This window comes from Ihubacter massiliensis, assembly GCF_024125305.1.
GTDB classification, from domain to species: Bacteria; Bacillota; Clostridia; order Peptostreptococcales; family Anaerovoracaceae; genus Hominibacterium; species Hominibacterium faecale.
On sequence record NZ_JAMXVH010000001.1, the window covers coordinates 2,810,952 to 2,825,050 of the forward strand.

A 14,099-nucleotide genomic window follows, 5' to 3' on the forward strand; every position below is an offset into this window, starting at 1 on the left:
ATTCTGGCAAAAAAATCTTTTACTGCAAACACTTTTCTTTTATAATGGTTCTAGGGGTAATAAAACCCACACGCCTTTAAATTTAACATAAATACATAGCATATTCAATCATGGAATTTTTATTGCCGCAAAGTGGAATATGCCAAGGCATCTATGTACAAGGAGAATACTTTATGACGAACTATAATTTTAAAAACTTACAAAACGGCAGCGATATCCGCGGAATTTCCCTAACCGGCGTTCCAGGACAGCTGCCAAATCTGACCGATACGGAAGCGGAAAGGCTGGCCAAAGGGTATCTACTCTGGTTGTGTAAAAAAACGGGCAAGAACACCGATACGATAACCATCTCCGTAGGACGTGATCCAAGGATGTCCGGCCAGCATTTGAAAAACGGATTGTTCATGGGGCTTGGACCTTACGGTGTCCGTATTCTCGACTGCGGTCTTTCTTCCACGCCGGCAATGTTCATGTCTACCGTCTTTCCTCAATACAACTGCGACGGTGCAATTATGATCACTGCCAGTCACTTGCCTTTTAACCGCAATGGCTTTAAATTCTTTGATAAAGAGGGCGGTCTTAACAAGAGCGATATTGCTCAGATCATTGAGTTTGCCCAATCAGATGAAAAACTATCCTCACTGGGTGAACCGGACTGGAACAGGCAGATTTTCGTTTTTGGCAAAAAGAGCTATCCCACTGAAGAAGCTGATCTGATGGATACCTATTGTTCTCATCTGCGAAGCATAATTCAAAAGGGAGTAAACCACCCCGATTTTTATGATAAACCCCTTACCGGTTTAAAAATTGTTGTTGATGCGGGCAACGGAAGCGGAGGCTTTTATCCGCGCAAGGTGCTGGCGCCCTTGGGTGCTGATATCAGTGCCAGCCAGTTTCTTTCACCGGATGGCAGCTTTCCCAATCATCCGCCCAATCCGGAGGATCGGCAGGCCATGGAGTCCGTTGCTCTAAAAACTATTTCAAGCGGTGCTGACCTGGGGCTCATCTTTGATACGGACGTTGACCGTTCGGCGGCAGTCGATCACCGCGGCCGCGAAATCGCTAGGAATGGAATCGTAGGGCTGGCTGCTGCGCTGATTGCAGAAGAGCATCCTGGAAGCACGGTTGTTACCGATAGTATAACCAGCGACCCCCTAACCGTATTCCTGGAAGAGGGGCTGGGGCTTAAACATTTGCGTTATAAACGCGGTTATAAGAATGTCATCAATAAAGCCATCGAGCTGAACGAGCAGGGAATTGACTGTCAGCTGGCCATCGAAACTTCAGGTCATGCGGCGCTCAAGGAAAACTATTTCCTCGATGACGGCGCTTATCTGGCCACGAAAATTGTTATTAAAACGGCCCAGCTGCATCTGGCCGGCAAAAATTTGGACAGCTTAATCGAAGGCCTTAAACAGCCGGAAGAAGCAATAGAAGTCCGGATTCCCATCACTGCCTCCGATTTTGCATCCTACGGTGATCAGGTCCTTGCCGATCTGAAGGCTTTTGCTGATCAGGATCCGGACATGACGGTGGTGTCTCCCAATTATGAAGGCGTGCGCATCGCCTTTGCGGGCGGTTGGTGTCTTCTCCGAAAGTCACTCCATGATCCGATTATGCCGCTGAATGCAGAGTCGGAAAGAAAGGGGGGCTGTGCGGAGATTCTGGAAAAGGTTCGAAGCTTTTTATCCGCTTATCAAGAGCTGGATCTATCCCCTATGAATTATTAAAAGAAGGTGGAATCATGAAAGATTTTGTGACTTGCGGGCAAATGAAAATCCTAGAGAAACGTGCTAACGCGGCAGGTCTGTCCTATTATGAGATGATGGAACGGGCGGGTACTGCCGCTGCCGAACTAATTGCCGCTAAATTTGCCGCCAAGTATGGAAAACCACTGTCTAAGGTAAAGATCATCCTCTTCTGCGGCAAAGGCAATAATGGCGGAGACGGCTTTGTCGCAGCCAGAAAATTTATGGAACAGGGCGCCTCCATTACCATTGTCCTGGTAGATGGCGCACCCACTGCTGATGATGCTGTCACCAATTTTTCTTTGATAAAGGATCAGGTCCAAATTATCGATATGACAAAGACTGAATCACCTTTTATGGAAATTCGAGGCAGACAGGATATTCTCGTGGATGCGATCTACGGGACCGGGTTCCACGGTAAATTGCGGCCCAATGCTTTAAAAGCCGCCGCTTTTATCAATCAATTCTCCGATAAAGCCTTGATCTGCGCCTTGGACATTCCGTCAGGTTTGGGCGGCGATGCCATTCAAAGGCAGCACATCGATGCCAACGCGGTGCAGGCGCATTTGACCGTAACCTTTCACAATAAGAAGCCGGTACATCTCAAGTCTTTTGCCAGGAAATACTGCGGCGAAACGTTCATTGCAGATATCGGCATCGATGAGGACGCGCTCTGGTAAACTGTTGCGGGTATATCGTATAACATTTTGACTTATTGTTGATATTAGTCTGTGTTTTAGCTCAACAATCGAGTTGTTCTCCTCGATTGTTGAGCCTAACTCTTAATGATCGCCTTACAGCAACGCCGTACAGATGGTAAAAATACTATACCTCCAGCTCCAGAACGACTGGGCAGTGGTCGCTGCCCATGACATCCGTCAGAATGGAAGCATCTTTCATCTTATCTTTCAGCTTTTCAGATACCAGAAAATAGTCGATCCGCCATCCGGCGTTATTCTTTCTGGCGTTAAAACGGTAGCTCCACCAGGAATAGATGCCTTCTGCTTGCGGATAGAAATAACGGAAACTATCGACAAATCCTGCGTCCTGCAAAATGGTCATTTTTTCCCGTTCCTCCGGTGTGAACCCTGCATTTTTCACATTGGTTTTTGGATTTTTCAGGTCAATTTCTTTATGAGCCACATTCATATCGCCGCAAATAATAACCGGCTTTTTTTGGTCAAGACCGCATACATAGGCGCGGAAGGCATCTTCCCATTCCATCCGGTAGCCCAAGCGCTTGAGCTCGTTCTGCGAGTTGGGCACGTACACATTAACCAAATAAAAGGTTTCATATTCCAATGTGATCACTCTGCCTTCATGATCGTGGGCATCGATCCCCAGTCCATAAGCTGCCGAGAGCGGTTTTTCTTTCGTAAAAATCGCAGTGCCTGAATATCCTTTTTTTTCTGCGGAGCACCAGTATTGATAATATCCTTCCACCGGCACCTCTGCCTGCCCTTCCTGCATCTTGGTTTCCTGAATACAAACGATGTCTCCATCTTGTTCCTTTATGATATCCACAAATCCTTTGCCCATACAGGCTCGGATTCCATTTACGTTCCATGATATGAGTTTCATTCTTTTTCTCCTTTGTTATTAATCGCCAGCTCCGCCAGGAAGCTGGAATGATTTCTATTATAGCACAAATTCTCATCCTGCATAGCGCCGGTGTGTGCGCAGCCGGACTGGCATCTGATTACGGGCCCGCAAGATTTCAGCCAAAACCAGTTCCAGACTGATACTTTTCCCCTCTTTGGCTTGGCAGAAGGCCACCTGAATATCCTAAACCCGGTGACTTTCAACCCGTTCTTTAACACTTCTCCCACTCCCTTCTTGCCCTCGAAGCCATCTGAGGTCCAAACTATCAGAAATAAATACGTTTTGCTGCTATTCCGACACTCCCGGCCGGCGGAGTCGCTGACCAGCGTTTTGCAAAGCCGCCGTTCTTATACCACAAAAAAGGTACACTCCAAAACATTCATAGGTTTTAGAATATACCTTTTCATAACTTCGTGTGATGCCCGGCTTATATCCCGGTGCATTGTTTCCGGATTTATCGAACCCCTTTTGGTCTCGTCTACGATGTCTTTATTGGGCGAGACAACTGCGTATTGAAACTTCTAAGTAATCGACTTTCCAGGCTCAAGCCGCCTCTGCCAAAGGACTTGTTCGGCCCCGCTAGAATTGATCTACCTTTGACTTCACATAGCTGTATGTCCGCGGCCGTTCGCTTTTCAGCCTGCTCGGATTCTCCGTATAGTTTTTAAAGGATTCGGCGAAGTACTCACCCGAACTCTGGGTTACATAGGCCTTGTCGCTATAGTTGTACTTGCTCTTCTCATCGTTATAAATATCCTTGAACTCGCTGGTGCTGTCCGCTCTTCCTGTCCGATAAGAGACAAAATGCCCCAGTTCATGGTAGACAACAGCATTGGCAGCCTTCAATTCAATGGTCTTAGTCGCAGAGCGGAAAACGCCGGAATAGCTTACCTTTGGATTAACCACAACTTTGTAGCCGCCGCTCTCAAAAGCGTTGAGAACATCTGGATCTGCCTTTGGCGCGATGCTTCTTATCTTCACTTCGCCGCCGGCAGCCGTAGTGGTCTGTGTCGTAGTCGTAGTCTTGATTGTCGTCTTAATCGTCGTTTTGATCTTTTTCTTTTTCGATTTCTTCTTGATTATCGTCTTTGTTGTCGTTACGACTGTCTTCTGAGTTTTTACCGTCTTTGTGCTGTATTTCTTAGTACTTGTGCTCTTCTTTGTCTTTTTCTTAGTCGTCGTTTTGCTCTTTTTGGCTTTTTTCTTTAATTTCTTAACCTGAGTTTTCTTTTTTACGGTTGTCTTTGTTGTGGTTTTAGAAACAGTGGCAGCCAAAGGCGGCGCGTCATCCTCAATGATCACAACCTGGCCGGAGATGATACAATCCGTTCCTGCCTCTTCATTGGGATTGGCGATGCAAAGTCCGATCATAGATACCATGATCAGAGCAATACAAACCTTCGTTAAAGCTTCTTTTTTTGTCGCACTCATAATTACACCCCTTCCTCTTCGGATGTAACCTTATTCTATACTTTTCCGCGCCTGTCTGTCAACACTTAAAAGCAAGAACTTTCAACGTTTCTAAGAATTTCACTGTAACCTTTTGTAATTCCGGTATCTCTGGGCATTACGGACAAGATTGGGCGCTCTTTTCTTACTCCTTTTTTCTCTTTTTATATTGCCCCAGAAGTCCGTCGTACCGTTTCCCGGTAATCCGGAATGCAAGCTCAAAGCTCAGCGTGAGAACAACCGTGATTGCGATAAAGATTCCGATAAAGACGACCCAATTTATCATCCGGTCTGCCGGAAACCAATGAAAGATCAAAGCAAAGGCTGTCAGCAGGATCAGAAACGGTATGATAAAAATAATCAGCCTGGTCGTATATTTGGCATTTTTAATCACCCAGCCCGGGTAAAAGGCAATCCCTTGGATCAGCGTGCCCAGCGCCGATAGGATTATCAATTGCAGCAATACCCATATATTGAGGCTATCTCCTCCCTGGGCAAGCGTAATTGCACCGTAAAGGCACACGCACCCTGTGAACATCATGCAGGCGTAATTTTTCCACGTTATTACTCCAGATATAAACTTTTTCATTTTCCATACCTCCTCATAAAAGTCCCAACTTTTCTTTAATCGTTGAGACATACTGCCGAGAAACGTTGAGATTCTCCCCATTGTTCATCTGCACCAGCATGCGGCCGCCGAAGTCCGGTCTCAAAGACTGAATTTGGTTAAAATTAATAATCGTGGATTTGGATGCCCTGAAAAAGTCGCTGCTGATCAGCTGTTCCTCCAGCTCGTACAGCCGCAGCGGCGTCTCATAGACCTCTTTGGATGTATAGAAAAATGTCTTTTTATCCACAGTGTCTATGTAAAGTATTTTCGAAGCTTCCAAGATATAGGTCCGGCCTTCCCTCATTCCAGTAATTTTTTTATCCGAAGCCCGTAGAAGTGCGATCACCTTAAGTATCTGGGGAGTGGTCTCCCTGCAGTTGATAATGACCTCTGTCTCCTGAAGCTCCTGATTTTCGTTGATTTGAATTTTCATAAGCCCTCCTTCCGAGATGGCCCTCTCTGTTTTCTAATACTATCTTATCCGGCAGTCCGTCCCCTTGCAAGGCAGTTTGCCTATGGTGCGCAGATTTCTTTCTAAGATGCAAAAAGACCGCCTACAAATATGTTTGTGGGCAGCCTTAAAGTCATTGCAACTTTATTCGGTTTTATTTCGTTCCGCCAGTTTTCGCTGAATCTCTTCAAAGCGCTCTTTGGTAATCGGATACCTGGAGAGCGCAATCATCGCCAGGATTAGAAATCCGGCCGGCAGGACCGTTACCGAATTCTGCACCCAGGTAAGGGCCGTCTCTGTCTGTACCTGCGCGCTGCCGTCAAATCCCGCCAGCTGCAAAACAATACCCAAAATCTGCGAACCCATGCCAGTGGCCAGAGCCTCCACCAGTCCCTGAAGAGAAACAATTGTCCCCTGACGTTTTTTTCCGTTTTCCAGCTCGTCGTATTCGCACACATCATAAATGATGGAAGGCATCAGCTGCCAATAGACAGAGGTGGACACCGCCACAAAGAAAACAAATACATAAAGCTGCCACATCGACTCCACACCGATGATTCTGGCAATGGTAACCGATACGGCTCCAATGACGAACACCCACATCAAAGCTGTCCGCTTGTCAGTGGCAGCGCTGATTTTGCGCATAATCAAAATAAGGACCAGACAGGCAAATGTACGATATAAGAACATCCCCGATACCTGTTCTGGGGAAAGACCCTGATTATATGTAAAGTAATAGACCAAATCCGAGGTAAACATGGCGTAACTCACAAGGGCGAAGAGACTGGTAAACAGCAGTGACTTCACTGGCTTGAGTTTGAGCACCTGCCAGTATTCCCGGAAAATTTTAACCAGATTGGGCCTGGGCAGGCCGGTCCGCTCCCCGCAGGGAGCAGACTGATCCGTATTCTTCGCCGCACGGGCGGTAATAAAAATCGACGCCATGGATGTAATCCCCACAATGGCCCCTGTGGCAGACCATGCTCCGGGCGTGGAGAGGCCCCTGTCTGTAAGGAAAGCCACGAGAATAGAAGGCATAACCATAGCCACCACATTGCCCAGCATGTTAAAAATCGAGGCATAGGACCGCAGCTCAGTGCGTTCGTTGTAGTCTTTGGTATATTCTGCTCCCAGAGCCAGATAGGGAACAAAGAAGCCTGTGTAAGACGTCCAGAAAATCAGCAGGATCGCCCCATAATAAAGGGGCTTGATCTGAGGCAGCAAATCCACCGCAGTAAAAAGCATATAGGTGGATGCGGCCATAGGCAGCGACATGATGACCATGAACGGTCTGCGCCGCCCCCATCTGGTCATGGCATGATCGCTGAGATAGCCAACGATTGGGTTGATCAGAGTATTCCACAGCGCTCCTACCACTGTGATCGTTCCTGCGAAAGCGGGTTCCACACCAGCGACTGTGGTAAGAAAAAACAGTAAAAACGCACTGATAAAACCATAAGATGCGGCATCTCCGTAAGCAGCTGAAGCATATTCAATTTTATTCCGAAATCTTAATTTTTCCATACCACTATAATACCCTATCGTGCTACCGGATAGTCAATGGGTTTTGCCATCTTTTTTTGTTGCATTTTCGCACATTCTAAAAATCAAACAACTTCAGCTGCTCCATATTGGGAGCGGATTTCTTTTTGAAAGCCTCTTTCACAGTCCGATGGTTTTCTGGTATTTCCGCCAAGAAAGGGGATGGCTGTCCGGATACGGACAAAATTAATTCCTCCTTAGCCCGGGTCATGCCCACATAAAAGAGCCGGCGCTCCTCCTGGATGTCCCCCTTCGCCATAGGAATAAAGTCTTCATTGACGCCGCATAGAAAAATCACAGGAAATTCCAGGCCCTTTGCTGCGTGAAGGGTCATGAGTCTGACCGCGCCTGAGTCGTACCGTTTGCCGGAAGCGCTTCGCTCCAAGTCCTGCTCCTCACCCAGCAGCAGCTGGTCTAAAAAGGTCCTCATATCATCATAAAAGACAGCCATGCCTGACAAACGCTCCAGGGGTTCATGAGAAGAAAGGCCTGTTTTCTCCGCCCAGGTCCGCAAGAGGGTTTCCGGCTTGGTTCCTTTTAGTTGGGGCAGCAGCAAGTCTTTTAGATATTGGCAAGTTTCTTGAAGATCAGTCTCAAAGATCCCTTTGCAAACCCGCTTCATCTGCTCCTCATAGGCCTTTGGCTCCAAAAGATAAAGGAAAAACCAGATCGCCGCCTGCACCGCCGGATCTTCTTGAAAGGGTTCTTTACCCGTGATGATGCAGGGTATGCTTTCTTTTTTCAAACATTGTTCCAGAAGCTTGGCCTGAAAATGGGTACGATAAAGAACCGCCATATCGCTGAAGCTTCGATGATGCTCCCTTGCGGATGCGAAATTCTGGGCGTCCATCATATCCATACCGCCAGTCATACGGTTAATTTCTTTGGCAATAAAAACGGCTTCCGCCATACGGCTTTCCGCTGTGACCAGCCGCACCTGCTGTCCGACGGCCCCACTTGCGAGCAGCGTTCTGGGTTGGCCGTCGTTATGGTCAATCACAGACAATGCACAGTCGATAATCTGAGGCGTGCTTCGGTAATTTTGGGTGAGGCGGATTCTGTCAATCTGGGAATATTCCTTTTCAATCCGGCCAAAGACGCCGGGATCGGATCCGCGAAAACCGTATATGGACTGATCCGGATCTCCGATGACAAAGAGGGTATCGGCCTGGGCGCTCCAGGCCCGAATCAGCTGATACTGGATCTCATTGATATCCTGCAGCTCATCCACCAGAATATGTCTGCCGGCGGAAAAGGCCGGATGCCGGGGAGATTGCTCCCAGCGCTTAAGCACCTCCAGCAGCAGATCGTCAAAGTCTAGAAGCCCCGTATCCTGAAGCCTGTTCGTATAGTCCTCGCATGCTTGGAGAATTTTTTTATCTTCCGGGAGCATCCCCATCTTATATGCAGAAACCTGGCGCAGCAGCTTGACCGGCGATACGGAAACCCCGCACGCCACTTTCGCCTGTCCGGCCAGCTCAAGCTGGATGGTTTCGTCCGCCAAAGCGGCAGCCAAGCCCGCCTGAATCAGCATTTCCCGGCAAATCCCATGGAAGGTTCCCACCCTCACAGACCTGCCCCGATTCGATCCCAGCTTTTCCACCAGCCGCAGCCGCATCTCCGCCGCCGCTTTATTGGTAAAGGTGACCGCTGTTATATCCGAAGGTTTCTGATCCAGTTTCTCAATCAAAAAGGCGATCCGCTCAATTAATGTATATGTCTTGCCTGTGCCGGGACCTGCAATCACCGCTGTCACAGACTGTTTTGTTTCGATAGCCGCTAGCTGCTCGCAATTGGCACCTTTATGAGACGGTTCTTCTTTTGCAGGCTCTTTTTGAGGCGCCGCCGCTGGCTTAAGTTTCTTTTTAGGCTTCTCTCCGGCCGGGAGGGGACATCCGGCAAAGAGGCTCATCTGCCCGCACAACTCCTCGATTTCCTCTTTTCCAATAATCTTGATCTTTCCATACTCTCCGTCATACCCGGGAATCCGCTCCACCTTGCCCTGGCGAAGCCGCCTGATGCCCTCTTCAATGCACGGACCTGCCATTCTGCCGATCTCCTCCAGGGGCATCTCCCGCAAGATCGTGAATTCCGTCCCCAACTCCTTGAGCATGGCCTCATACTGGCGCTGCACTTTCACGCTGGCCGCCGACTTGTCCGTGGACGCGGCGATGACCTCCGGCAGGGGTACCAGGCTTTCGAAATATCCGCCCTCCGGTTTATAGCAGCCCTCTTCCCGATCCGCCAGCTGCTGTACCCTATGGAGTACGCCGATGGTGATCTTTTTTCCGCATACCGGACACCTGCCGCCGTACTGATCGGTTTCCGCCGGGCTCAGGCTCAGCTCGCATTTCCGATGGCCGTCCATATGGTATTTGCCTTCCTCCGGGAAAAATTCAATGGTGCCGCAAAGCCCGCTGCCCTTCTCCAAAGCTTCCTTCATTCCCTCATAGGATAGGGGAATATCCAGCAAATTGGCTTCCCGCCCCAGTTTTGACGGGGAGTGGGCGTCGGAGTTGGACACCAGATTGTACCCATCCAGCGCCGACAGCTGCCAGTTCATCGGCGGATCGGAGGATAATCCCGTTTCCAGCGCATGAATGTATGGGGTCAAGTCGCCGAAGCATTCTCCAATGGTATCAAAACCGGAAAAAGCGCCGAACAGGGAGAAGTGAGGCGTCCAGATATGCGCCGGGATGAAGATGGCCTGCGGGCAGACATCCAGGGTGATCTCCAGCAAGTCTCTGCTGGAAAGGCCCAGTATAGGCCTGCCGTCGGAATGAATGTTTCCAATAGCCGCAAGCCTCCGTGACAATTGCTCCCCATCCTCCAGGCTTGGCAGCAAAATCAGATTATGCACCTTTCTCGTTTTCCCATCCTGCTTATAGATGGAGCTGATTTCACCGGAAAGAATGAAGCGGGGCTGTTTTTCATCAGCTGTCACAGCATCCCGGATTCGATATTCGTCCTTGAGTATATAAAGCCCATCCTCCGCAGGCAGAAGCTTTTCTTTCAGCTCCTGCCTCCAGGCCGGATGGGTAAAGTCTCCGGTCCCCAGGATATCGATGCCTTTCCTCCTGGCCCAAAGGTCAAGATGTTCCGGCACGCATTCTCTACTGGTCGCCCGTGAATATTTGGAATGAATATGTAAATCGGCAATGTACATGTTGCTTCACCTGCTTTTCCCAAGATGCTTTTATTATAAATCGCTCCTGGGAAATAGGGAAGCAAAATATTTCGCCAGTTCTATCCTCTGGTCGCTTTTCCGCTGATCTTCTCGATATCCAGCCTAAGAACATGCAGCTTTTCGAACGCGGAATTGATATAGTCCTCACCCGCTTTTAAATAGTCCGGTGACAGTTTTTTTAAAATGGCTGTGATCCCCTTTCTCTTTTCCTTTTGATCTTCCACCACCTGAACGGTTCCAAAGACGATGACCGACCTGTACTGGGTATTGAATTTCTCAGGCATCAGCTTTACTGAGTCTGTAACCGTCAGACAGGCGCTGCTGTTGGCTGCCAAGTTTTCCAGTCTGTGCCCTGTAAGTGCGCAGTGAAAATAGATGGCGCCATCCTGATAGACAAAATTCATCGGTGTTCCGTATGGCGTCTGGTCGGTACTGATTGTTGAAAGCACGCCGTATTCCGCTTTTTCCAAGACCTCCATCGACTCCTCACGAGTCATAGCTTTTTCACTTCTTCTCATACCTTTATCCATATTGATACCTCCTGTTTTTCTTGATTTCTTCTTGCCATGAGTATACAATGAAATTGGCTTTAACGTAAGCACCAATTTTCAAATTTTGACAGGATCCAATTACAAAAGGAACATTTATGTTATACATTGACCGCGACAGCGCATCGCCGCTCTACGAACAAATTTACGCCGCCTTTGTCCGTGAAATCCTTACAGGGGCCCTGGCCGCAGGAGACCGGCTTCCAGCTACCAGAAAACTGGCCGAAGAACTTTCCGTAGGAAGGAATACCGTGGATAAAGCCTATCAGCAGCTGGCCGCTGAGGGCTACATCGAATCCCGAATCGGCAGCGGATTTCTTGTGTGCAAAATCCCTCTCCAGCTGGATGCTGGAGCGCCGGCCCACAGCCGCAGTAGGGAGGAAGGGCCTTTATATAAGATGCCTGCCCGCTATGATTTTGCATACGGCTCTGTCGATAACTCCGTTTTTCCTCATGGGCAGTGGAGGAAAAGTGTGAATAATGCCTTGACCACAATGGAACTTAATCCGGCGATCCAATATCCCTGCCGCCAGGGAGAACCGGCTCTGCGCCTCGAAATTGCCCGCTATCTGCAGCGTTCCAGGGGAGTTGTCTGCGACCCGGACCAAATGGTCATAACCTGCGGTCAGCAGCATTCCATGGAAATGATCGCCAACATCTTTGAAAACACAGGGAAGCGGTTTGCTATGGAAGAACCGGGGTACGACGGCATTCGGGCGATTTTTGCCAACCATCGTTTTCAGCTCCAGCCGGTGCCGGTGGAGTCTGACGGCATTTCCATGACAGCTGTGGAAAAACTAGACACCGACCTTTTATATGTTACACCCTCTCATCAGTTCCCTACTGGCGCCGTTCTACCTGTCGGAAAGCGAAGGCAGCTGCTGTCATGGGCCCAGGAAACCAATACTTATCTGATCGAGGACGACTATGACAGTGAGCTGCGCTATTATACCAACCCCATACCGGCCCTCCAATCGCTGGACATCCACGATAGGACTATTTATACCGGTACCTTTTCCAAGTCCCTGGCTCCGTCCATGCGCACCGCCTATATTGTCTTTCCCAAGTCCTTGATCCCGGCCTACAAGGCTTATTATCAGCGGTATAATGCCCAGGTATCGCCGCTGCATCAGCTGGCTCTGGCAGACTTCATATCAGGCGGCCATTACGAGCGCCACATCAACCGGCTGCGCACGGTCTATCGGAAAAAGCAGGCTGCACTGCTTTTTGCCCTGGAGGAAATCTTCGGAGATTCGGTCTCGGTCTGCGGAGGCGGCGCCGGCATCCACCTTTTGCTGGATATAAAAAGCCCCTTCTCTCAGGATCAGCTGATTGAAAGGGCTGAAAGCATTGGCATTCGTTTTTATTCCACACAGATTCTTTATATTGATCCGCAAAACTGTCCACGCTCCCAGCTGCTGCTGGGGTTTCCAACCATTCCAGTAGAGGCCTTTACGTCCATACTGACAGAGCTGAAAAAGGTGTGGGAAATTTAAAACAGAAACAGTTCAGGCTCTTTCCGATGGGTAAACTTAGACTCTAGCATGGCTTTTATCTTGAGAATCGGTTCTGCGTCGATAATCTTGGCCTCCTCAGGACAGCACTTTACACAGGCGCTGCACAGAATGCAGCCCGAATCAACCACCCGCGGGTTTTCTTTATGAATAACCTGCATCGGACATTTTTTTACGCAGATTCCGCAGTTTGAACAGGCGTCCGTAGTCTTAGGAACAAAAGGCAGGTCAGGCATCGGGTCTTTATATGGGCGATTTCCCTTGATTTTGATTTCCGCTGTGCTGCCCTGCTCCAGCTTTTCTGCAAATTGGCGGCCGAATGCTTGAGCCTTCAGGATATCCGTTTCATCGGGCCGCCCGGCAGCCACCTTCTTGGAATAGGAATGTTCACCGATGAATGCTCCTGCGCCGATGACCGAGAATCCGGCTTTTGTAAGAATGTCCTGTCCTTCTACTAAGGCATCCTCATAATCCCGATTTCCATAGACCGCGGCCAGTACTGCCGCATTACCACTGCCCTTTAACCTGCGCAGCGGCGCCTGCAGCACCTCGGGAACTCTTCCTGCATATACCGGATAGCCCAGTACCAGTAAAGCATCCTCCTCAAACTCGTGCTCCCCGTCTCTAATTTCTTTCTCAGTTAAGTTTATAGTTTCCATTTCACATCCGAATTGGGCACAGATCGCACTTGATATGGCTTCTGCAATCTTTCTGCTGGTACCTGTTGGGCTAAAATACATTGTGATTACCCGTTTCATTTTATTTTCCTTTCCTTCGCTTAATTTTACAGGAGTCCTCAAAGAAGAGCGGGATTTAATTCTGCAGTCAGCAAGCCCGGCGGCCGCTGATCTCCTGTCTCAGCTTCTTGTGCCCACTGGCTTTTAATCAGAATCCGCCGCAGCCTTGCGATTGCTCTTTGATGGCGGCTTTTCACTGAACTCTCAGTCTCTCCGATGATCTGCGCAATTTCTTTTAACTTGTAGCCTTCATAATAATGGAGTCTAAGAAGCGTTAATGATGCCCGGCTAAGCTGTCTTAAAGCCTGAACCAGCTCTTCATGGCGAAAGCGCTCACTTAGTTCAGGTATAAAGCGTTCATATGCAGCATCATCGAAGATATCCTGGTTCTTTTCATCCATGCCTTCGATGGAAATCTTTGATTTGCTGCTTGTTCGAATCTCTTCCCAATAATGATTGAGCGTGTTCCTGGTAATCGTCCAAAGCCAAGCTTCCATTTTTTCGGTATCCCGAAGCTGGGACAGATGCCGCAGCGCGTTCATAAAAACTTCATGCAGTAAGTCTTCCCGGTCTTGCGGGCTGACCCCGTATATGGCCAAAATCCGATTAATACGATTATATTTGCTGCATAGTAAAGTTTCTTTTTCTTTCTCGTCCATATTTGCCTCCCTTTTTTACTTGATTCATCTTTTCTTAAAGTATAACCAACTA

At 48.7% G+C, this 14,099-nt stretch carries 12 protein-coding genes; 3 read left to right on the forward strand and 9 right to left on the reverse strand.

The window, feature by feature from the left end; all coding sequences use genetic code 11:
• Positions 1–173: 173 nt before the first annotated feature.
• Together NIA71_RS13085 and NIA71_RS13090 are read left to right on the forward strand one after the other, a co-directional pair.
• Complete coding sequence (locus tag NIA71_RS13085; protein ID WP_148398290.1) at positions 174–1,730, forward strand: phosphomannomutase/phosphoglucomutase; 1,557 nt, start codon at positions 174–176, stop codon at positions 1,728–1,730.
• Between the two features lie 14 nt (positions 1,731–1,744).
• Complete coding sequence (locus NIA71_RS13090; protein ID WP_148398288.1) at positions 1,745–2,428, forward strand: NAD(P)H-hydrate epimerase; 684 nt, start codon at positions 1,745–1,747, stop codon at positions 2,426–2,428.
• A 145-nt stretch (positions 2,429–2,573) separates the two neighbouring features.
• Here NIA71_RS13090 and NIA71_RS13095 read toward each other — a convergent pair whose 3' ends face one another.
• The 7 genes from NIA71_RS13095 to NIA71_RS13125 form a co-directional block, all read right to left on the reverse strand.
• Positions 2,574–3,329 (reverse strand): exodeoxyribonuclease III, encoded by a 756-nt coding sequence (locus NIA71_RS13095; RefSeq protein WP_253020616.1) that lies wholly within the window; start codon positions 3,327–3,329, stop codon positions 2,574–2,576.
• A gap of 600 nt (positions 3,330–3,929) precedes the next feature.
• Positions 3,930–4,781: an anthrax toxin lethal factor-related metalloendopeptidase gene (locus tag NIA71_RS13100; RefSeq protein ID WP_253020617.1), complete on the reverse strand. Its 852-nt coding sequence runs from the start codon at positions 4,779–4,781 to the stop codon at positions 3,930–3,932.
• Between the two features lie 163 nt (positions 4,782–4,944).
• On the reverse strand, positions 4,945–5,388 hold the full coding sequence (locus NIA71_RS13105; protein WP_148398282.1) for a hypothetical protein: 444 nt from the start codon (positions 5,386–5,388) through the stop codon (positions 4,945–4,947).
• A 13-nt stretch (positions 5,389–5,401) separates the two neighbouring features.
• Positions 5,402–5,842: a LytTR family DNA-binding domain-containing protein gene (locus NIA71_RS13110; protein ID WP_148398280.1), complete on the reverse strand. Its 441-nt coding sequence runs from the start codon at positions 5,840–5,842 to the stop codon at positions 5,402–5,404.
• A 162-nt stretch (positions 5,843–6,004) separates the two neighbouring features.
• A complete protein-coding gene (locus NIA71_RS13115) occupies positions 6,005–7,384 on the reverse strand; it encodes an MFS transporter (protein ID WP_148398278.1) in 1,380 nt (459 codons plus the stop codon).
• A gap of 76 nt (positions 7,385–7,460) precedes the next feature.
• Positions 7,461–10,568: a UvrD-helicase domain-containing protein gene (locus tag NIA71_RS13120; RefSeq protein ID WP_253020618.1), complete on the reverse strand. Its 3,108-nt coding sequence runs from the start codon at positions 10,566–10,568 to the stop codon at positions 7,461–7,463.
• An 80-nt stretch (positions 10,569–10,648) separates the two neighbouring features.
• Complete coding sequence (locus NIA71_RS13125; protein ID WP_253020619.1) at positions 10,649–11,119, reverse strand: pyridoxamine 5'-phosphate oxidase family protein; 471 nt, start codon at positions 11,117–11,119, stop codon at positions 10,649–10,651.
• A gap of 116 nt (positions 11,120–11,235) precedes the next feature.
• Between NIA71_RS13125 and NIA71_RS13130 the strand changes: the two genes are divergently transcribed.
• Entirely contained in the window at positions 11,236–12,633 is a 1,398-nt protein-coding gene (locus NIA71_RS13130) for a PLP-dependent aminotransferase family protein (RefSeq protein WP_253020620.1), read from the forward strand.
• On the opposite strand, the gene NIA71_RS13135 is transcribed toward NIA71_RS13130, so the two are convergent.
• Positions 12,630–13,409, reverse strand: coding sequence for an EFR1 family ferrodoxin (locus tag NIA71_RS13135; RefSeq protein ID WP_253020621.1), 780 nt, complete (start codon positions 13,407–13,409; stop codon positions 12,630–12,632). The genes NIA71_RS13130 and NIA71_RS13135 overlap by 4 nt on opposite strands.
• Before the next feature lie 38 nt (positions 13,410–13,447).
• Positions 13,448–14,047 (reverse strand): RNA polymerase sigma factor, encoded by a 600-nt coding sequence (locus NIA71_RS13140; protein WP_253020622.1) that lies wholly within the window; start codon positions 14,045–14,047, stop codon positions 13,448–13,450.
• Positions 14,048–14,099 lie beyond the last annotated feature (52 nt).

Coding starts and splice junctions, on each gene's coding strand:
- NIA71_RS13100 (WP_253020617.1), bottom strand. CDS start 4,781: ATGAGTGCGACAAAAAAAGAAGCTTTAACGAAGGTTTGTATTGCTCTG.
- NIA71_RS13125 (WP_253020619.1), bottom strand. CDS start 11,119: ATGGATAAAGGTATGAGAAGAAGTGAAAAAGCTATGACTCGTGAGGAG.
- NIA71_RS13105 (WP_148398282.1), bottom strand. CDS start 5,388: ATGAAAAAGTTTATATCTGGAGTAATAACGTGGAAAAATTACGCCTGC.
- NIA71_RS13090 (WP_148398288.1), top strand. CDS start 1,745: ATGAAAGATTTTGTGACTTGCGGGCAAATGAAAATCCTAGAGAAACGT.
- NIA71_RS13085 (WP_148398290.1), top strand. CDS start 174: ATGACGAACTATAATTTTAAAAACTTACAAAACGGCAGCGATATCCGC.
- NIA71_RS13130 (WP_253020620.1), top strand. CDS start 11,236: ATGTTATACATTGACCGCGACAGCGCATCGCCGCTCTACGAACAAATT.
- NIA71_RS13115 (WP_148398278.1), bottom strand. CDS start 7,384: ATGGAAAAATTAAGATTTCGGAATAAAATTGAATATGCTTCAGCTGCT.
- NIA71_RS13120 (WP_253020618.1), bottom strand. CDS start 10,568: ATGTACATTGCCGATTTACATATTCATTCCAAATATTCACGGGCGACC.
- NIA71_RS13095 (WP_253020616.1), bottom strand. CDS start 3,329: ATGAAACTCATATCATGGAACGTAAATGGAATCCGAGCCTGTATGGGC.
- NIA71_RS13135 (WP_253020621.1), bottom strand. CDS start 13,409: ATGAAACGGGTAATCACAATGTATTTTAGCCCAACAGGTACCAGCAGA.
- NIA71_RS13140 (WP_253020622.1), bottom strand. CDS start 14,047: ATGGACGAGAAAGAAAAAGAAACTTTACTATGCAGCAAATATAATCGT.
- NIA71_RS13110 (WP_148398280.1), bottom strand. CDS start 5,842: ATGAAAATTCAAATCAACGAAAATCAGGAGCTTCAGGAGACAGAGGTC.